General features: G+C 45.9%; 18 protein-coding genes. 16 read left to right on the top strand and 2 right to left on the bottom strand.

Going from position 1 to position 19651, the window contains the following annotated elements; all coding sequences use genetic code 11:
• Positions 1–187: 187 nt before the first annotated feature.
• The 7 genes from ACXHJ1_RS03050 (at position 188) to ACXHJ1_RS03020 (ending at position 9386) form a co-directional block, all read left to right on the top strand.
• A complete protein-coding gene (locus tag ACXHJ1_RS03050) occupies positions 188–784 on the top strand; it encodes a GNAT family N-acetyltransferase (protein WP_039276759.1) in 597 nt (198 codons plus the stop codon).
• Positions 768–1526, top strand: coding sequence for an energy-coupling factor transporter transmembrane component T family protein (locus ACXHJ1_RS03045; protein ID WP_290410427.1), 759 nt, complete (start codon positions 768–770; stop codon positions 1524–1526). The genes ACXHJ1_RS03050 and ACXHJ1_RS03045 overlap by 17 nt, the downstream gene beginning before the upstream one ends.
• A gap of 158 nt (positions 1527–1684) precedes the next feature.
• Positions 1685–2272, top strand: a complete 588-nt coding sequence (locus ACXHJ1_RS03040) for an ECF transporter S component (RefSeq protein ID WP_107734931.1) — start codon at positions 1685–1687, stop codon at positions 2270–2272.
• Between the two features lie 54 nt (positions 2273–2326).
• Complete coding sequence (locus ACXHJ1_RS03035; protein ID WP_457905577.1) at positions 2327–3886, top strand: ABC transporter ATP-binding protein; 1560 nt, start codon at positions 2327–2329, stop codon at positions 3884–3886.
• Between the two features lie 173 nt (positions 3887–4059).
• Entirely contained in the window at positions 4060–5574 is a 1515-nt protein-coding gene (locus ACXHJ1_RS03030; RefSeq protein ID WP_457906158.1) for an MDR family MFS transporter, read from the top strand.
• Positions 5575–6186: 612 nt separating this feature from the next.
• Positions 6187–7686, top strand: coding sequence for a glycoside hydrolase family 68 protein (locus ACXHJ1_RS03025; protein ID WP_457905576.1), 1500 nt, complete (start codon positions 6187–6189; stop codon positions 7684–7686).
• Between the two features lie 107 nt (positions 7687–7793).
• Complete coding sequence (locus tag ACXHJ1_RS03020) at positions 7794–9386, top strand: glycoside hydrolase family 32 protein (RefSeq protein ID WP_457905575.1); 1593 nt, start codon at positions 7794–7796, stop codon at positions 9384–9386.
• Between the two features lie 168 nt (positions 9387–9554).
• On the opposite strand, the gene ACXHJ1_RS03015 is transcribed toward ACXHJ1_RS03020, so the two are convergent.
• The gene (locus ACXHJ1_RS03015) at positions 9555–10019 is read right to left on the bottom strand and encodes a MarR family winged helix-turn-helix transcriptional regulator (RefSeq protein WP_013369372.1); all 465 of its coding nucleotides are present in this window, start codon (positions 10017–10019) and stop codon (positions 9555–9557) included.
• A gap of 286 nt (positions 10020–10305) precedes the next feature.
• Between ACXHJ1_RS03015 and ACXHJ1_RS03010 the strand changes: the two genes are divergently transcribed.
• The 4 genes from ACXHJ1_RS03010 (at position 10306) to ACXHJ1_RS02995 (ending at position 12920) form a co-directional block, all read left to right on the top strand.
• A complete protein-coding gene (locus ACXHJ1_RS03010; RefSeq protein WP_017428453.1) occupies positions 10306–10728 on the top strand; it encodes a hypothetical protein in 423 nt (140 codons plus the stop codon).
• A gap of 194 nt (positions 10729–10922) precedes the next feature.
• Positions 10923–11108, top strand: a complete 186-nt coding sequence (locus tag ACXHJ1_RS03005; RefSeq protein ID WP_016819360.1) for a spore coat protein — start codon at positions 10923–10925, stop codon at positions 11106–11108.
• Between the two features lie 16 nt (positions 11109–11124).
• Positions 11125–11424: a spore coat protein gene (locus ACXHJ1_RS03000; RefSeq protein WP_016819359.1), complete on the top strand. Its 300-nt coding sequence runs from the start codon at positions 11125–11127 to the stop codon at positions 11422–11424.
• 155 nt (positions 11425–11579) lie between these two features.
• Positions 11580–12920, top strand: a complete 1341-nt coding sequence (locus ACXHJ1_RS02995; RefSeq protein WP_457905574.1) for an amino acid permease — start codon at positions 11580–11582, stop codon at positions 12918–12920.
• Positions 12921–12940: 20 nt separating this feature from the next.
• Here the strand turns inward: ACXHJ1_RS02995 and ACXHJ1_RS02990 are convergent, their stop codons facing one another.
• Entirely contained in the window at positions 12941–13573 is a 633-nt protein-coding gene (locus ACXHJ1_RS02990) for a LysE family transporter (protein ID WP_029514328.1), read from the bottom strand.
• Positions 13574–13849: 276 nt separating this feature from the next.
• Between ACXHJ1_RS02990 and ACXHJ1_RS02985 the strand changes: the two genes are divergently transcribed.
• The 5 genes from ACXHJ1_RS02985 (at position 13850) to ACXHJ1_RS02965 (ending at position 19619) form a co-directional block, all read left to right on the top strand.
• On the top strand, positions 13850–14818 hold the full coding sequence (locus tag ACXHJ1_RS02985) for an SIS domain-containing protein (protein WP_019686129.1): 969 nt from the start codon (positions 13850–13852) through the stop codon (positions 14816–14818).
• A gap of 28 nt (positions 14819–14846) precedes the next feature.
• Entirely contained in the window at positions 14847–15659 is an 813-nt protein-coding gene (locus ACXHJ1_RS02980; RefSeq protein ID WP_457905573.1) for a fructoselysine 6-kinase, read from the top strand.
• 92 nt (positions 15660–15751) lie between these two features.
• Positions 15752–16468 (top strand): GntR family transcriptional regulator, encoded by a 717-nt coding sequence (locus ACXHJ1_RS02975; RefSeq protein WP_231124987.1) that lies wholly within the window; start codon positions 15752–15754, stop codon positions 16466–16468.
• 134 nt (positions 16469–16602) lie between these two features.
• Positions 16603–18186 carry an amidohydrolase gene (locus ACXHJ1_RS02970; RefSeq protein ID WP_457905572.1) on the top strand — a complete coding sequence of 528 codons (1584 nt, stop codon included), beginning with the start codon at positions 16603–16605 and terminating at the stop codon, positions 18184–18186.
• Positions 18187–18188: 2 nt separating this feature from the next.
• A complete protein-coding gene (locus ACXHJ1_RS02965) occupies positions 18189–19619 on the top strand; it encodes a YfcC family protein (RefSeq protein WP_017428446.1) in 1431 nt (476 codons plus the stop codon).
• Positions 19620–19651: the final 32 nt, after the last annotated feature.

Genomic DNA, 19651 nt, shown 5'->3' with positions numbered 1-19651 from the left:
AGGATAAGAGACGCAAAAAATCTTATAACAATAAAAGGTAGCCCTCTTCATTCCTGATTCCAGGAAGCGGAGGGCTAATTTGATTTATAAGGGCCTGTCCACTTTAATAAGGTTGTGTTTGTTGGAGGTGTATGCTTAAATGTAGCGTATATTTGTTGTCATTGAAATGCTGGAAGGATGATGGAACATGTGTGCATATGCATGTAAGGGGCATATCCCACTGCTGGAAAGCCCGCGTCTTCGGCTGCGAAGGATGGAAAGCCGGGATGCGGCTACGATGTTCGCTTGCTGGTCTGACCCGGAGGTTCACCGTTATATGAACCTTACCGGTATGTCAGGACGAGAGGATGCAGAGGATATGATTGAGCTGTTGAATGAGCTGGCGAAGACGGAAGATGCGCTGCGCTGGGGGATCGAGCTGAAGGAGAACGGGAGGCTGATTGGAAGCTGCGGCTTTAATTATTGGCAGACGGAGGGAGCTTATAAAGCCGAGATTGGTTATGAGTTGGCCCAGCCTTATTGGCGCAATGGCTATATGACTGAGGCGCTTCGCTTAGTGCTTTCATTCGGATATGACACGATTCGATTAAATCGGATCGAAGCGCTGGTGGACCCGCGCAATACAGGCTCGCAAGCCCTGCTGTCCTCGATGGGCTGGACCCAGGAAGGGCTGTTACGGCAGGTACAGCATACATCTACAGGCTTTAAGGATATGCTGATGTATTCATTACTGCATGAAGAATGGCTCAGATTGGAGGCACAACGAAATGCTGTTTCAGTATAACGGCGGTTCGTCGCCGCTGCACAGGCTTGGACCGTTAAGTAAGCTTATATGGGTGGGATGCTTTAGCCTCCTGTCGATGGCATGGGATTCGACAATACGGGAAGCGGCACTCTTGGTGGCACTGATCGCTGTGGCTGGCTTCGGCGCACGGTTGACCCTAGCACGCCAACTTCGCGCTATGTCGTTCCTGATTGGTTTAGGTATTCCGTATTTTATACTGTCTATCCTAGCGATTCGAGAAGGGAATACTGTCGCTTCATGGGGACCCATTGTGATTACAGCGGAGGGACTGGATATCGCGGGGGCATTAACGCTGCGGATTTTTGTATTGTTTTTGGCATCCTATATCTATCTCTCGACGACCGATCCCCGAGATTTTGTGCAGGCTTTGAATCTGCGCTTGCGTGTACCTTATCGATTTGCGTTCGGAATTTCAGTGGCGCTGACGTTCCTGCCCTTATTGGAAGAAGAGGGGCGAACCATTATGGCTGCACGGCGTGTTCGGGGGCAGGAGCCACCACGAGGATGGGGCAAGCGGATATCATGGTGGAGCGGGTATGCGGCTGCTGTGTTGGTGAATGCTGTGAGACGGGTTCAGCAGACGGCACTGGCTATGGAGGGCAAAGGTTTTGGCGCATATGCAGAACGGACGTATCTTCGTACACTGGAAAATGGGCGTTTAGGCTACGTATGTGCTGTGATTGCTGTATTCGCTACGACTGTTTTAGGGTGGGTATTATAAAGAAGCAGCCCCTTTTTTTGTCCTCATTGTCAACTGGTAAAATAAAATTAGGTTGACAATAAGACAGCGGATGAATACATTTATACAGTAACAGTTTGTACAAGGACCAGAGCTATGACCTTGTATACTAGATTATGGAGAGGAGTCAAGAAATACATATGAAGGGATCTCGTATTTTTGCCAAGTTTACAACGCTGGATATCGTGTTAATGGCCATGCTGGCTACGTTGAACGGCGTCATGACTGTGTATTTGTCGATGATTAACAAAACGTTAAACAGTCTGGGAGGGCCGATCGCAACTTCCGCTATTGTCGGGCTGTACATGATATATGGTTTGCTGGCCTATTATATTATTCGTAAGCCAGGTACGGCGGTAATTGCTTATGCCTTTGGCGCGGTAGTGCAGTCTTTTATGGGCTCTGCCTATGGAATTGCATCTATCATTGCGGCAGCTGTCTGCTATATGGTTGCGGCGGAGCTGGTATTTGCTCTTTTGCGGTATCGCCGCTGGAATGCAGTTTCACTAATGCTGGTGGGCGGAGCCATGGTTCCGCTGTGGTTTATCGTGGCAGCCAATATGTTTGGCTATATGCATTGGGGCTGGAAGGTACTGACGATTGCACTGGTCGTTCGTATCCTGAGCGGCATTGTCCTGTGTGGTCTGCTGACGAAAGTACTGGGCGATGCCTTAAATGGTACGGGTCTGTTAAAACGCTTTGAACTGGGACGCACTTCACGGGCATAACCAAGGCTATACATGGTTATAGCCTGAACAATAGGGATCGAGGGTATTTCGGCTATGAATGAACGTAGTGATCATGATGCAGAAAATAGAATAGCTGTCTCCTTAAGGGATTTTGGCTATCGCTATGACGACCAGGTGGAGCCAGCGTTACATGGTCTGACGCTGGACATTGCGGTGGGTGAGCACATAGCCATTGTTGGAGCTAGTGGGAGTGGAAAGTCTACGCTGTGCCAGCTACTTCATGGCGGGTTGTCCCGTTCCGGCGAGGGCGAACGGACTGGCGAGCTGACCGTGTACGGGATGGACCCCGCCACCGCTGAATTGGCTACGGTCGCCACCACTGTCGGCGTCGTGCTTCAGGACCCGGATGCCCAGCTAGTGCAGGGAATCGTCGAAGACGAAATTGCTTTTGGGCCGGAGAACCTGCGCGTGCCTCCGGCAGAAATAGAGCAGCGCCTGGCCGCTGCACTGGAGGCCGTCGGCCTGGCATCCGAGCGCGGCTCCTTCGTGCGGCGCCTCTCGGGAGGTCAGCGCCAACGCACCGCCATTGCTGCGGTGCTGGCGCTGGAAACGCCGCTGGTCGTGTTCGACGACGCAGCTGCGCAGTTGGACCCACCGGCGGTACGGGACTTCGTCCTGCTATGTCGGCGGCTCCATGCCGCAGGCCGGACGGTGATCACTGCGTCCGGTCGCATAGACGATGGTGCGCGTGCAGCGCAGCGCCTCATCGTGCTGAAGGGCGGGACTATGCTGCTGCAAGGCCCGCCCGAAAAGCTGCTGCGCGAGCATGGTGCGCAGCTGGTAGCCTGGGGGCTGCTTCCCTCTTCCGCGGGGAGGGAAGACATGCCGCGTGAGCCGGAAGGGAATGCTGGCTCGGCAGCTTATTGCGCTGGGCAGCCGTTGCTGGAGGTGAAGGGATTGCCCTTCACCTACCCCGGCAGCCAGCGCGCGGCGCTCAAGGGCGTGAGTCTTGCCCTTGCGCCTGGCGAACGAGCCGTAATGCTGGGCGAGAACGGCTCTGGCAAAACCACGCTGGGCAAGCTCCTTATGGGCTTGCTCCCCGCGCCGAAGGGATGCATGTGGTGGGAAGGGCAGGATATGTCGAAGCTGCCCATTCACCGACTGGCTGCCGGAATCGGCTATGTATTCCAGCAGCCAGAGCATCAGTTTGCAGCTGCAACGGTGTGGGAAGAGTGCTTGTACAGTGTGCGGGTCAAGCTTGGTTTACGGATCGGAGATCCGGTTCCCGTCGACTATGAGGAACGGGCGTATCGCTTGCTGACAGCCGCCAGGCTGGATCACCGACTGGAGGTCTCGCCGTATCTGCTAAGTGGAGGCGAAAAAAGGCTTTTGAGCGTTGCGGCACAGTTTATCCTCCCCAAAAAGCTTTACATTTTGGATGAGCCGACTGCGGGAACGGATTACGAAGGGGCAAACATCCTGCTCCATATGTGCTCAGAGCAGTCTGCTGAAGGCGCGGCTTTTCTGATCATTACCCACGATTTGCAGATAGCTGAACGCTTTGCCAGCCATGTTCTGCGCATGGAAGAGGGGTATCTCTATAAAACGGAAGATAGCTGGATTAATCATACGATTACAGTTGACAAAAATTAAGGATATGTAGACAATAATATATATACATCGTACATAACAGGCGGCCTATATAGGCCGCCTGTTTACGATTATACAGTGCGGGTAATCATCCAAGCTGGGAAGGAAAACCGTACAGATACAGCACAGTTTATACAAGGAAGGGATTTGTGATTTGCTTGGGAAACGATAAACCTATGAAGCGCGGACTCGTGCTGACAGGTGTTCTATTGGCCACCTTTCTGGCCGCGATTGAAGGAACGGTTATCGGTCCAGCGGGACCGACAATTGTTAGTGAACTGGGCAGTGTGAATTTGCTCAGCTGGATTTTTACAGCATATTTGTTGACGATGGCTGTAACTACGCCTATTTTCGGCAAGCTTAGCGATTTGTTTGGCCGTAAACCCATTTTTCTAATTGGGTGCTCGTTATTTGTGATTGGCTCTTTGCTTTGTATGCTGGCTGGTAGTATGGAGCAGCTTATTTTATACCGAGCCATTCAAGGGATTGGAGCAGGCGGCGTTATTCCTGTTACCTTTACCATCATCGGTGATATATACAAAATGGAGGAACGTGGTAAAGTCCAAGGCATGATCAGCTCGGTGTGGGGGATTTCTTCCCTTGTCGGGCCTCTCTTGGGCGGTTACGTGGTCACCTATTTTGGCTGGGAATGGATTTTTGGTTTTAACGTTCCCTTTGGATTACTGGCTATGTTCTTCATCGCCCGTTACCTGCGGGAGCAGGTAAGCACGCGTACCGCGCGTATCGACGTGGCGGGGGCAGTTACCTTTACCATCGGGATGACGGCACTCTTGCTTGTATTGGCCCTGGGGGGACAGTATATCGATTGGACTTCTCCTGAATTGCTGGCCTTGGCTGCCGTGGCCATTTTGTTCCTGGTTTTGTTTTTGGTTATCGAAAAGCGCGCTCAGGAACCGATGGTGCCACTGAAGCTGTTTCGGATACGGGATATCGCTTTTTCCTGTGCCGCTGCACTACTCGTCAGTACCCTGTTAATTGGGCTGACTAGCTATCTTCCCCTATGGATTCAAGGCGTACACGGTGGAGATGCCGCTTCATCTGGTCTGGCGCTGGCTCCAATGTCGGTAGGCTGGCTGTTTGGCTCCATGATCGGAGGACGCATTTTGCTGACGCTGGGCTCGCGTCGAACCTCTTTGATCGGGCTGACTCTGATTGTATTGGGAGCCTTCGTCATGACCTTGATGAACCTAACAACTCCAATCTGGCTTCTGTTCCTGTCTACGTTATTGTATGGACTGGGATTTGGCTTCTCGATAACCGTGTTCACGATTATTGCTCAGTCCTCGGTCGGATTCCAGCTACGTGGCGCGTCTACAGCCTTGAATACGTTCCTGCGCACATTGGGACAAACGATTGGGGTTGCAGCCTTCGGTTCATGGCTGAATTATCGTATTGCTGCCCAGACAGCGGACGGACAGCTCACTCAGCAAGGGGTTACACAGGAGGATATTAATGGTCTGCTTGCCCCGCATGCTTCACAAAGTCTAAGTGACAAGGTTGCCGGATTACTCCGGTCTTTACTGGAAAACAGTCTGCATTCCCTATTCGTGATCATGGTCGTTATTGCGGTGATTAGCTGGTTTGTTGTCCTCGGATTGCGGAACCGCCCACCGGGTACGGAAGAAGAGGCAGATCAGCGTGTGAAGACACCACAAAGAGAACACGCATAAAAAATAATATACTTCTTTCATATTAAAGAGACAGTCCGGTACACCAATAAGGGGCCGGGCTGTTTCTTTATGCTAAGGTCTCTTCTCCTACTGATTTAGCAAAATAGCCACTTCGTATAGGACCGATAAATTCCCCAATATACAAAAAGGAAATAAAAATCCCATAGAGATTGCGATATATTCATATGATATAGGTTACAAAGTGGTAAAAAAGTCTTAAAAAATTGTAACAAAAAAGCTGTTTCTAAATTGAGCTATAGGGTACTAAGGAACCATTTTTTTGCACCCGCTTACAAATCGAGCATTTTATGAGTATATTTTGAACAATTTTGCATGTGAATGAAGCAACCAACCAAGCAAAATGGGATACGGAAAAAAATCAAGTAACAAATTTTTCTGAATGTAATAGGAATGAAAAAAATAGGTATTTTCAGAAAATTACTAGGAAAATATGAGGATGAAATTCATAGAGGAATCTGTTTTCTTCCCTCACATAATAGGGCTTTTCAGTCTATATCAATCGTTTGACATACCATATAAAATGGCCCTAGCCAACGAAAAAGTTGGGCTTCAACACTAGAAAGCATAATTACATTAAGGGAGATGGAGTACTTGAAGTTTAACAAATGGTTCAGTAAAGCAGCCACTGCAACAGTAGCAACTACCTTGCTGTTAGGAGGCGGCGTTCAGGCTTTTGCAAAAGAAAATGATAAGGCTGATTTCAATGCAGACAATGCATTCACCCAAATTACGCGTAATGACATGCTGAATATTTTCAAACAGCAAGGCAAAGAGAAATATGAGGTTCCATCCTTCGATGCCTCTACAATTAAGAATATTCCTTCTGCTATTGGTCACGATAGCTCAGGCAAGCAGATTGATCTGGATGTTTGGGACAGCTGGCCGTTGCAAAATGCCGATGGTACAGTAGCTAATTACAAGGGATATAATATCGTATTTGGACTGGCAGGCGATCCTAAAAGAGGCGAGGATACATTTATATATCTGTTCTATCAAAAAGCGGGTGATACTTCACTGAGCGGCTGGAAAAATGCTGGTAGAGTCTTTAAAGACAATGATAAACTGCTCTCCAACGATCCGATTCTCAAAAATCAGTCAGAAGAATGGTCAGGTTCTGCTACCTTAACCTCTGATGGACATGTACGTTTATTTTATACCAGCAGACAGCCCTATGATCCGAATAACAAATTATACGGCAAGCAAACCTTGAGCACAGCTCAAATTAATGTCTCTCAGCCTGATGATAAGACACTGAAAGTAGATGGAGTCGAGGATTTGAAATCGATCTATGACGGTGGAGATGGTAAAACCTATCAAAATGTACAACAAAGCGTCGGAGTGGATATGGATAATCATACCCTTAGAGACCCTCACTATGTCGAGGATCAAGGCCACAAATATATTATATTTGAAGCCAACACAGGGACAGAAACAGGCTACCAGGGCGAAGATTCGCTTCAAAACTCAGCTTATTATGGCGGCAATAAAAAATTCTTCACGGAAGAGCAACAAAACTTGCAACAAAGTCCTAAGAAAAAAGGAGCTGAGCTGGCGAACGGCGCACTGGGCATCGTTGAATTGAATGATGATTATACATTGAAAAATGTAATGCCCCCTTTGCTTGCATCCAATCTGGTAACAGATGAAATTGAACGGGCAAATGTGTTCAAAATGAACGGTTTGTGGTATTTATTTACGAGTACAAGAGGTTCCAAGGTGACTGTAGATGCGATCGGTGACGATGATATTTACATGTTGGGTTATGTTTCTACTTCCTTGACAGGGCCTTATAAACCCTTGAATGGAACCGGTCTCGTTCTTCATCAGGATCTGGATCGTGATGATATTACCTGGACATATGCTCATTTTGCTATCCCGCAAGGCAAAGGCAATAACGTAGTCGTTTCGAGTTATATGACCAATCGTGGACTCTTCCCAGATCACAAATCTACTTTCGCACCAAGCTTCCTGCTGAATATTAAAGGCTCGAAAACCTCTGTTGTGAAGAACGGTATTCTGGAGCAAGGTCAAATTACGATTGATCCAGGAAATGACAAAAAAGATAACCAAAATGAGTATGGAAAGAAATAAGTAGTTATAAGCAGCATGTCCGAAGGCGACAGCTTTGGTAGATTACCGATCTGTCGTCCGTCGGACGATACATAACAATGCAATGAGGGGTAAGGAGGATCGTCATAATGAGAAAAAAAGCTTTCAAGAACATTGGAATACGATCCGTAGTAGTTATCACAGGCTTAACTATTTTCATAGCTATGGGGTGGAGTATGTACCAACAGGATGCAGGCAAACCTCAAAAACCTGCAGCAGCTCCAAAAAACCAAGCCAATCAAAGCAAGCATACAACACCGACCTATCGGGCCGCCTATCATTTTACCGTCCCGGATAAGTGGAAAAATGATCCACAGCGGCCTATTTATATGGATGGGCAATATCATTACTACTATTTATATAATCGTGATTACCCTCATAAGAACGGTACAGAATGGCGACATGCCACATCCACCGACCTGGTTCATTGGAAAGATGAAGGGGTGGCAATTCCTAAATATACGAATCCGAATGGAGACCCTTGGTCCGGTTCGGTCGTGATCGACAATAATGGCACCGCAGGTTTTGGAAAAGGCGCACTTGTAGCCATTGTCACACAGCCCTCCGCAGATGGAGGAAAGCAGGAACAATTTCTGTGGTACAGTAAGGACAAAGGCAAGACGTTTACTTCTTATCGCAACAAGCCCGTGATGTCCAACCCTGGCACGAAGGATTTCAGAGATCCCAAGATCATCCGGGATATTCAACGTAATCAATGGGTGATGGTCATGGCGGAGGGAACGAAGATTGGCTTTTATAAGTCGAAAAATTTAAAGGATTGGCAGTTTACGAGCGGCTTTCAAACGGAAAATATCGGACTTGTAGAATGTCCTGACCTTTACCAGATGCGCGCGGATGATGGGACCTATCAATGGATTCTAGGTGCAAGCGCCAATAGTAAACCAACCGGCGGACCCAATACGTATGCCTACTGGACGGGGGATTTTAATGGAGAAGCATTTCTCCCTGATCGCAATGATCCTGGTTGGCTGGATTATGGCTTTGACTGGTATGGTGCGGTTACGTTCGAGGACGGCAAAGCCAAAGACCAATACAGTCACCGTTATGCGCTGGCTTGGATGAACAATTGGGATTATGCCAACAACACGCCTACTTTGAAGGAAGGCTTTAATGGCATGGATTCGGTTGTTCGCCAAATTCGGTTGAAGCGTACAACTGATGTCGGCTATCGCTTGCTTTCACAGCCTGTATCAGCTTTGGAGCAATTCCCAGCTGCAACGGAGTCATTGGGGAAGATCCAAGTAGAGGGGACTCACAAGCTTCCGGTAGCAGGTGATGCCTATCAGTTAGAAGCAGATGTATCTTGGTCAACGATCAAAAATACAGGCTTGAGGCTTCGAGAGTCTGCGGATGGCAAGCGTCATGTAGATGTAGGTGTTTCGGTGGAGGGTCAATACTCTTATGTAAACAGAGCAAACACCGGGCAGCCGGATCAGAGTGGTAAATATGTAGAGAGTAAGGCGCCTTTTGATACCAATAAAAAAAATGTCCATTTGAAGATTCTTGTCGATAAAACCAGCATCGAAGTCTTTGTAGATGATGGAGAAGTAGCTTATTCCTCCTTAATATTTCCACGCTTAGAGGATCAGGGAATTACTCTTTTTTCAGATGGCGGTAAGGCTATTTTTAATAATGTAGTGATCAAACATTTTAGTCGATAACAGGTCTTATGCTGCTCGTAAGCTTAGGCATATTTCGCTCAGGTATATATAAAGTCCACCCATAAATATAAGGGTGGACTTTTCTGTGTAAATCTAAATTTTCGTTAGCACAGCTATAGGATTGTTCTTTTATTCACAATTGGACAGTTGCTAAAATTACTATTCATTCTATTTGTGATAAGGTGACAGATTATCAGCGCTACGGCCCAATTTTTTGAGCAAGCCGATGAGTTGATCTCTTTCGGTTTCGCTGATTCCGCTAAAGGCACGTTCAATCTGACGTGTATAATCAGGATAAATTTCGTCCATGACGCGTTGTCCTTCGTCCGTCAACTCTGCATATATAATACGACGATCTTGGTCGCACGGGTGACGGTGCAAATAACCACGGCTCTCCAGCTTGTCGATAACATAAGTGACATTTCCGCTTTGCAGAAGCAGTTTGGCTCCAATTTGTTGAATTGGTTGTGCTCCCTTGTGATATAAAACTTCCATCACGGCGAAGGCCGTTGGGTTGAAGCCCACCGTTTTGATGCCAGCAACCGCATGTTCGTTTACACTTTTGAATGACTTGGCAAACACGCTATACAAATGCATAGATTGCTGTGTCACCAATGTTCGGTAATCTATCATCTTCATTCCGCCTTTATGTATGGATTTGGGCATCCTTTGACCGCTCGGTTCGGATGACCGGGCAACCATACCCTTACTACTAGCATAAAGGGATTTACGTAGGGAAAACATGCGATTTGTCACAGTAGCTGCTTTTTTAATTATTTAATTTCAAAGCTTTAAGGTAAATTTTTGAAAAATAAAGGTTTCGAATGTAAAAATACCGTTCCGATTGGTTATATTAACAAATAACATACCTAATGGACCCAAATAACAAAATAAGATAAATTCAGAGGAGATGAAGCACATGGATACGGGTTCTTTCCGTTTTCAATTTCGTGATCCGCAGCAAGCCGCCCAAGCCTGTGAAACATTAAAGGAAATTGGATACTCTGCCAGCACGAACGGTGATACAGGCCTCAGTGTTCACGTTGAGAACCAGGATGTGCTGTCTGCATTAGAGATTTGCCAAGCTTATGAAGGAAGTATAATTGAGACAGGAGTTCTCACTTATCGTCCAGGTAAGCAAAGTAATATCGGTGTGCAAAATCCAGGTTATAGCCCGGAGGATTGGATTATTCCAGCGCACATCATTAATGAGGACTGGAGCGAGGCGTATAAAAGCGGCTCTTCCCAAACGTTTACGAACACAACACAGGAACACAACGTCAGCTCTGATCAACAACCGGAAGACGATGTGGACGGTTTTTCAGGTAGCGTCCATACCTAAATAATGGTGTTCACGCTTGCTGCTCATTTTGGAACAAAAAGGTTTCTTCAAACCATGACTAATGGTTTGAAGAAACCTTTTTTCATAATGAGAAAAAGTGAAAAGGACATTGTGAAAACTAAGGTTCTTGGATCGTGCATAAGGGCAGTAATCGTAGGAAATACCAAAAGAAGTTCAGAAAGGAGGTTTTGATCTTGCAAAAACTCGGAGTTCACGAAAAATTGGAATTGCATGAGCTGCTTACGTTTAAAACAACTTGTATCACAAAAACTCAAACCATGCTTCCTTTAGTCTCAGATTCAAACTTAAAAAATATTTTACAGCAGGACATTAGCTGCGGTACACAAGATATTCAACAGCTTAGAAATTTGCTTGTATAATTTAAGGAGGAATAACGTGAATTCTTTTATTGAGAATATGACCGGTACGACCCCTATGACCGATCAGGTGATTGCTTCAGATCTGTTAATTTCAGCTAAAAGCGGGATCAAAAACTACGCCGCAGCGTTAACAGAGTCCACTAGCCCAGAAGTTCGAAATGTCCTTTGTGACCAATTGAACAAAGCTGTTAATCTTCATGAGCAAATTTTTAATTATATGAAGAACAATGGTTACTACAACGCCTATGATCCAGATCAGCAAATTCAAATGGATATTCAAAATGCAGACAAGGCACTTTCTTTGCCCAAAATGTGAAACGTTTAATTAAAAAGAAGCACCAGCAAACTTTATTCGAGTTTGCTGGTGCTTCTTTATTACAAATTGAATGAACTTCACATGAAATATGGAGAAGAAGGGAATCATAAAAAAACAAGGTATCGGTCTCAAATTTAGAATAGGGTGATTTTCTTATGGGCAATTCGTCAGCGGGCAAACAAAAAGATCAAAAACTAAAATGGTGGCAGCTGAGCTTGTTAGGAGTTGCAGGAACTATCGGTACAGGGTACTTCCTCGGGTCAAGTTTAGCGATTTCCATTGGTGGTCCAGCTGTGCTGATTGCATACTTCTTGGCAGCAGTTGGGACGTATGTGGTGTTTGACGCCCTTTCGCGCATGACGGCAGATCATCCAGAACAGGGCTCTTTCCGTTCCTATGCCCAAAAAGCATTTGGTAATTGGGCAGGCTTCGGCAGTGGCTGGGTATATTGGTTCTCAGAATTGCTTATTAATGGGAGTCAACTAACCGCGCTGTCTATATTTTCACGTTTTTGGTTTCCTCAGGTACCGATGTGGATTTTTGCGGCAGGCTTCGGGCTCTTAGGGCTTGTGATTGTTTTTTTTGGCAATAAGGGCTTTGATCGTGTAGAAAATGTACTCGCCATTATTAAGATGGCGGCTCTTGTGATGTTTCTGGTCCTAGCGATTGCGCTTTTGGCAGGCTGGATCGGAGGAAGTAAATATAATCCGAAGTTTCCCCTCAGCTACAAAGACTTTTTTCCAACCGGTGGCATAGGATTATGGTCATCTTTTATTTTTGCCTTTTATGCATACGGAGGTATCGAAGTGCTCGGAATTATGTCTAACCGACTTCAAAACCCGGAGGAAGCACCCAAAGCAGGAAAAGTCATGCTGATTACGCTGGTTGTAGTGTATGTGCTATCAATTGGGCTCGCTGTGTCTATGGTACCATTAAGTGCCTTTAATCCGAAGGAAAGTCCTTTTGTGCTTGCGCTTAGTAGCGATCATCTGGCCTTTGTACCTCATTTGTTTAACGGAGTCCTGATTATTGCAGGATTCTCAACGATGACAGCATCGCTATATGCAGAGACTTCGATGATGATTACTCTTGCCCAGGAAGGAGATGCGCCCACACTGTTCTCACGGAAGTGGAAGGGCAAATATCCTCTGTATGCACTTAGTTTGATCTCTGTTGGATTAATTTCAGCAATCGTATTATCGTTGCTGCTACCAGGAAAAGTGTATGAATATATTACAACAGCTGCGGGCTTAATGCTGTTATATAACTGGTGCTTTATTTTGCTGTCTTCAGGTAAGTTACTGGAATCAAGCACATCAAGCAATATCAAACGCTGGATTGGATTATTGCTGATCGCTTTGGCTGTAGTAGGGGCCTTTTTTCATAAGCTTAGCCGCCCTGGGGTTTACGTCAGTTTGCTGTTAGTCTTGTTAATTGCCATATGTGACTTCATTGTACAATGGGTGCGTCGAAAGCACGGCAAGGAACCTCGTTAACTTTATCAAGAAGACAAGCGTTAGCGTAAAAAAAGTAATTGAAATGCCTGTACACCAAAATAAAAGCCAAAGCCTACAAGAGACAGACCTGACATCCAAGAGATGGTTTTAAGCAATCCGGGTCTGAGAAATCGACGGAAAACACTTGAAGCGGCTGCCATCGTCACATCCCAGGCCAATACGCCTAGTACAATCGCTCCGCTGTAAATCAATAGCTGTTGTACTGGATATGTATTAGCGACGTTGGCCAGTATGGATCCGTAAATCCCAAGCCAGAAAAGGATGGAGAGAGGATTAAACAACGACATCAGAAAGCCGGCTACAAAGGAGTTGGTCAGGGTATTACTATTTCCCCTTAATTCGGATTCTGAAATTACACCAGCATTTTTGATGCTTTCAAGACCTGTATACACAAGCACGAAAAAGCCAAACAGCCATAAAAAAGCTTTGACAAATGGGGAATTAAGAAGATGGATCATTCCCAAATAGACAAGCATCATATAGATAATGTCTGCTGTGATTGCACCTAGCCCAATAAACCAGGCGTGCCAGAATCCATTTTTAATACCTCGATCCAACTGCGCGGCATTGATAGGTCCAATGGGAGCTGAAAGTGACAGACCCAGAAAAACATACCCGATAAATGTATTAATGGGGGGTTCCTCCTTGATTATTTATTGGACGTTATGTATTTGTCTCATTTAGTTTATTCGGACAAACCCATGTGTAAGACCATATTTTTGTGCGTATATGTAGCCACAGCCTCGTTATTTGCTAACCCAATGAATTCAATCCCAAAGGAGCTCTAATCCTTATACAAAAGGGTTAGAGCTTTTTTTAATGAGGGGCTTGACACTTTTAATGAAAGCGCTTATATTTATCTCGTAAACAATACGTTATATAACGTTATATAAAAGGAGAGATAAAAAATGAATGTACAACAGACGGTTCAGACGATTTTTGAACAAGCGAATGGGAAGATTTCCGAGGTTTATTTAGTGGCCTGCGGGGGCTCACTAGTGGATATGTATCCTTCAAAATATTTTCTGGATAGTGAAGCAAGAAAACTGGTAGCAGGCATGTATACAGCAAATGAGTTTGTACATGCGTTGCCTAAACGATTGGGAGCACACTCAGTGGTCATCGTTTGTTCCCACGGTGGAAATACTCCAGAATCGGTCGCGGCTGCTAAATCAGCCAAAGAGAAAGGTGCTTATACCATCGGCTTAACCCACAACAGTGAAGCGAACCTGCTCAACTATTCGGATTATTCCTTCCTCTACGAGTGGGGTGATGAGAGCGATGTTAAAAACAACCCGATGGCCATTATTTTAGAACTTACGGTTGAACTGCTGCAAATCGCTGAGGGATATGCGCATTACCCGGCTTTCCAGAACGGATTGGGGGCAATCAATGGGATTATTAACCGTGCCAAAGTCCAAGTTGAACCACGTGCCCAAGTATTCGCAGACAGATACCGCAACGAGGAACTCTTCTATATCCTGACCAGCGGAGCGTCTTATGGACATGCTTACGGATTTGCCATCTGCTCACTGATGGAAATGCAATGGCTCCATGCAGCTTCTATTCATTCCGGTGAATTCTTCCATGGCCCATTTGAAGTAACGGATAAGGAAACTCCATTTATTCTGATGATCAACGAAGGACGTACACGAGCGCTGGATGAGCGGGCACAGACTTTCCTGAATCAGTATGCCGAGAAAGTGGAAGTGATTGATGCAAAGGAGCTTGGCATCGGAACGATTGCAGACGAAGTAGTAGAGTTTTTTAACCCGGTGTTATTCTACAGCATTGTATGTGTGTATCGTGAAGCACTAGCAAATGTACGCAATCACCCATTGGAAACTCGCCGTTATATGGGCAAAGTAGCTTACTAAGCGCACCTACCAACAGGAGGAAACCATCATGAAGGTTCTAGGCATTGGCGATAATGTGGTAGATAAATATGTTCATCTGCGTATGATGTACCCTGGCGGCAATGCGCTTAATTTTAGTGTGTTTGCCAAAAAAGCGGGAGTGGATGCAGCCTTTATAGGCGTGTTCGGGGACGACAACGAAGCACGGCATGTAGAACACACCCTGCGTGAGCTTGACATTGATATTTCACGGTGCAGATATCACAGCGGTGAGAACGGCTGCGCACGTGTAACTCTAGAAGACGGAGACAGAGTATTTCTCGGCAGTAATGAGGGGGGAGTGACACGTCTCCATCCATTGGAATTGAGCGAAGATGACAAGGACTATCTTGGCGGATTCGATCTGATTCATACTGGCTTGTACAGTCATACAGGTCACTTGCTGCCTGAATTAGAGACGCTAGGAATCCCTATTTCTTTTGATTTTTCAGATGATTTTACAGATACACAAGTAGAACAAAATATTACGTATGCCGATTTTGCATTTTTCTCTTGCAGCCATATGACGGATGAAGAGACACAGAATTATATCCGCTCCAATCGAAAAAAAGAGGGACAAATTCTGGTCGCCACACGTGGCGGTGACCGATCCATCGCCTATGATGGTACGAAGTTCTATTTTCAAATGCCTGATTCCGTTGACGCTGTGGATACTATGGGGGCAGGCGACTCTTATATAACTGCTTTTTTACTAAGCTTTTTGGAAAAAGGCAACATTCAGGATGCTATGGCAGAAGGCTCAAGGCTTGCCGCCCAGAGCTGTCTGGTAGAAGGTTCCTTCGGATACGGCGTTCATTATTGACGAGCCTTTTCGAATATCTTCACTTGTAAGAATATGTAACCTTTGATACTCTAAGTGAGAGTGATATAACGTTATATGACAAGTGAGGGTACATGATGTTAAATTCAGACCAAGCGGAGCCATTATATATTCAGTTACAAAAAGCGGTCAAAACCGCTATTCATAATGGAACATTTACGCAGGGAAGCCGTATACCGACCGAAACAGAGTTAAGCGAAATGTATAATGTAAGTCGTATTACCGTAAGAAAAGCAATTGCCGAATTAGTTCATGAAGGATATCTGACCAAACGTCAGGGAAAGGGCACCTTTGTCAACATCCCCAAAATTGGACGGAAGATTGAACATGTCATCAGCTTTACGGCTGCTTGCAAGTCCAATGGTCTTTCTTCACATAGTGTGGTCACAAAACGTGAAATCGTAGAAGCAGATGAGGAAATTGCACATCAGTTGCAGCTATCGCCAGGAGAAAAGGTGCTATTTATCCAGCGTAAAAGATATGCGGATGATCGCCCCCTGATGCTGGAAAACAATTTTTATCCTTATGACCGTTTTGCATTTCTAATGAACGAGCAGTTGGAGGGGTCTGTATACGAGCTGCTGCGGCAAAAATACAGCATCGATCCTAACCAGCCGGGAGAGACGATATTACAAATTGCTTTGGCGGATGAAAATCAGGCCAAGCTACTGGAGACGGCGATCGGACAGGCGTTGTTTTACATGCATACAATGATCTATGACCAGCACGGAAGCCCGGTTCATGTAGGAAAGCAGTACATCATCGGAGACCGTTATCAATTCTCCATATAATCCGTTGCCTGTTATGCAAGGTAGTTCAGGTATGTGTGGCTTCTGCTTCCATCCAGTAGGGAGAAGCAGAAGCTCCAACATAACGTTATATTACGTCATGTTGTTAGATGAATCAATCGTGAGGTGGTGAAACTGTGCAAGGGAAGAACGATACATTAGCAGACAAAGTTTTACTCTCCCATGCTATTTTTAATGGATTGGAAGATGAAGCTTCGCCCGGGTTTGTTGCAGTCCGAGGAGAACGTATTGCAGCGGTGGGGCGTCCGGAAGAGGCACAAGCCTGGATAGGAGCCGAAACGGTTGTCTATGATCTGGGCGATGCCTTTATCATGCCGGGAATTCATGACAGCCATGTATTTTTTACCGGATACATGTCGATGCATCGGGGCGTCGATCTGACGCATACATCCTCCAGTGAAGAAGCGATGGAACTCTTGCTACAAGAGGCAAACAGCCTTCCGCCAGGAAAAGATGTAACCGCTTTCGGTTGGAGCGAGGACAGATGGGGGAAGCTGCCTGATTCAAGCTTGTTGGATGGATTGTTTCCCGATCGGGCGGTCATCGCTATCAACCGAAATAAAAGCTACTGCTGGATGAACCGATTGGCTGAGGAGAGATATCAGTTTTCGCCGGATCAATGCAGTGCCGAAGCACGAGCTTTACTGCTCCAAGTTATGATGCAGGACCGTAGCCTTGTCCAACAAGAGTTTATGAAATTTTGCCGTATGCTGGCTGCACGAGGAGTTACTTCTATAAAAGATATTGGCTTTGACCGGCATAGCGAGCTGCTTCCCATTCTAGAAGAATTGAAAGAAACAGGTGAATTGCCACTGAGATTTCATTTCTCGCTGGAACCAGTTGTTGAACCGTTTGATATAAACATTGGTATCAAATATAAAGCACTTTACAATGGAGACCTTATTCGTTTCCAAGGTTACAAGCTGATGCTTGACGGCGTTGTAGCAGATCATACAGGGGACATGTTGGAGCCTTACGCAGATATGCCTGGGGTCACGAATTTGAGGACAGTTGATTATGAGAAGATTGAAGCCTCTGTTCTGGAAGCGGACAGCCAGGGGATCAAATGCTGCCTAACTGCAGAAGGCGATGCAGCAATTCGCCAAGCAGTATCCATGATTGAAAAATGCCGCTTGCAGCAGGGCAATCACCTTATCAGACATTCGATCAGTGATCTGGAGTATCCTCATCCAGATGATCTGACCAGAATGGGAGAGAACGAAATTTTTGCCGAGGTCTATGCCCAGATTCTGCTGCTCAATCCCTCTTACGAAGAGGCTTATATGTCTGCAGTGGCAGGCAAACAGAATGAAAACCGCTTTTATAATTATAAGTCCATGCTGGAAGCTAACGTGCCGATCACCATAGGTACTGATTTGCCTTTATTTATCACCAGTGTCCCCGATTCGCTGTATGCAGCCTCTCACCGATTATTCCCGGATGGCTCGCCTGCTAGAGGCTGGTATCCTGACCAAGGAATGCCGCCATCCGAAGTTTTAAAGGCATGGACGATTAATGGAGCCAAACATTGTTATATGGAAGAGGTGACAGGTACGCTGGAGGCTGGAAAATATGCTGACATCGCCGTTTTTGATCGCGACCTCCTTAATGCATCCGCTGGTGACATCAGGGATGCCCAAGTGATATTGACCATTATGGGAGGGAAGGTTACGTATAACCATTCTTGGAATGAGGGATAAACATGAACATCACGAATAAGAAATGGAAATTATCCTTGCCCCATAGCTATACCTTAATATTTTTGATTATTATTACAGTCGCCGCGTTGACATGGATTGTACCCAGCGGTCAATTTGAGCGTCATGAAGTGACAGTGAACGGTGTGACCAAAACGGCAATCGTTTCAGGAACCTATCACTCTGTACCCAAAACGGGAGAGAATGGTGATTTAAGACAGGGTATCCCCCAAATCCTTAGCGCCCCGATTGAGGGGATTATCAATGCCGCCGATGTCGTCTCTTTTGTTCTTATCGTAGGCGGCTCCTTCGGTATTATTCTGCAGACAGGGGCCATTGATCGTGCGCTGACAGCTCTTGCCAGGCGGCTAAAGAATAAGGGGATTTTGCTTATTCCCATTGCTATGGTGATCTTCAGTCTCGGAGGTTCTACTTTTGGGATGAGTGAAGAAATTATCCCACTTTATGCGATTTTCATTCCGTTAATGTTTGCCTTGGGTTTTGACTCTATGACCGCGATTCTTATTTTATTTCTGGGAACGCAAATTGGCTATGTTGGTTCGACGGTCAATCCATTTTCGGTGTTGATTGCCCAGGGGATCGCAGGAGTGGAGGGGAATCCTCAGCTCTGGCTGAGATTTATCGAATGGCTTGTATTTACGGCGATTTCTATTGCTTTTACGATGTGGTATGCGCACCGGGTTAAGCGAAATCCAGAGAAATCCATCGTGTTTCAGAGTGATATTATAAACCGCGAGCAGTTTATAAAGGAAAGCACAGATGAGGACGTCGTCTTCACATTTCGGGACAAATTAATTATAGGTGGATTTATTGTAACGCTTGGAGCAATTGTTTGGGGGATTTTGGTCAAAGGCTGGTATATGACGGAGATCGGCGCCCTTTTCTTTGCCCTTGGTATTTTTGTTGGGGTTGTCACCAAAATGAGTCAGAAGGAAATAGCTGAGAATTTTGTAAAAGGATGCGGTGAATTTATCTACGCCGCGGTGATCATAGGCCTCGCCCGCGGAATTCTGATTATCGCAGAACAGGGGATGATTATAGATACCGTATTGAATGCACTTGCAAGCGTCCTGGAAGGATTGCCAAGTTATTTATTCACGACTATTATGCTGCTTGCGCATAATATCATTACTTTCCTCGTTCCCTCTTCTTCAGGGGAAGCTGCACTAACCATGCCTGTACTTGCACCGCTTGGCGATCTTGTAGGCATCAATCGTGAAGCTGTAGTCACAGCGTACCAATTTGGTAACGGGTTAACCAATCTCATTTCACCAACAGGCGGAGTGTTGCTGGCAGGATTGGCCATTGCCCGAATCAGCTTTGGACAGTGGCTGAAGGTAATCTTCAAACTATTCCCGATCCTATGGCTGATTGCTGCTATTTTTGCTGCTATATCGGCTGCGGTGGGTATCTAATCAATCAAGTGAGGGCCCCTGTCTGTTAGAGA

The sequence above is a fragment of the Paenibacillus sp. ALE2 genome (assembly GCF_054113385.1).
This window is presented reverse-complemented; position numbering and strand designations above follow the sequence as displayed.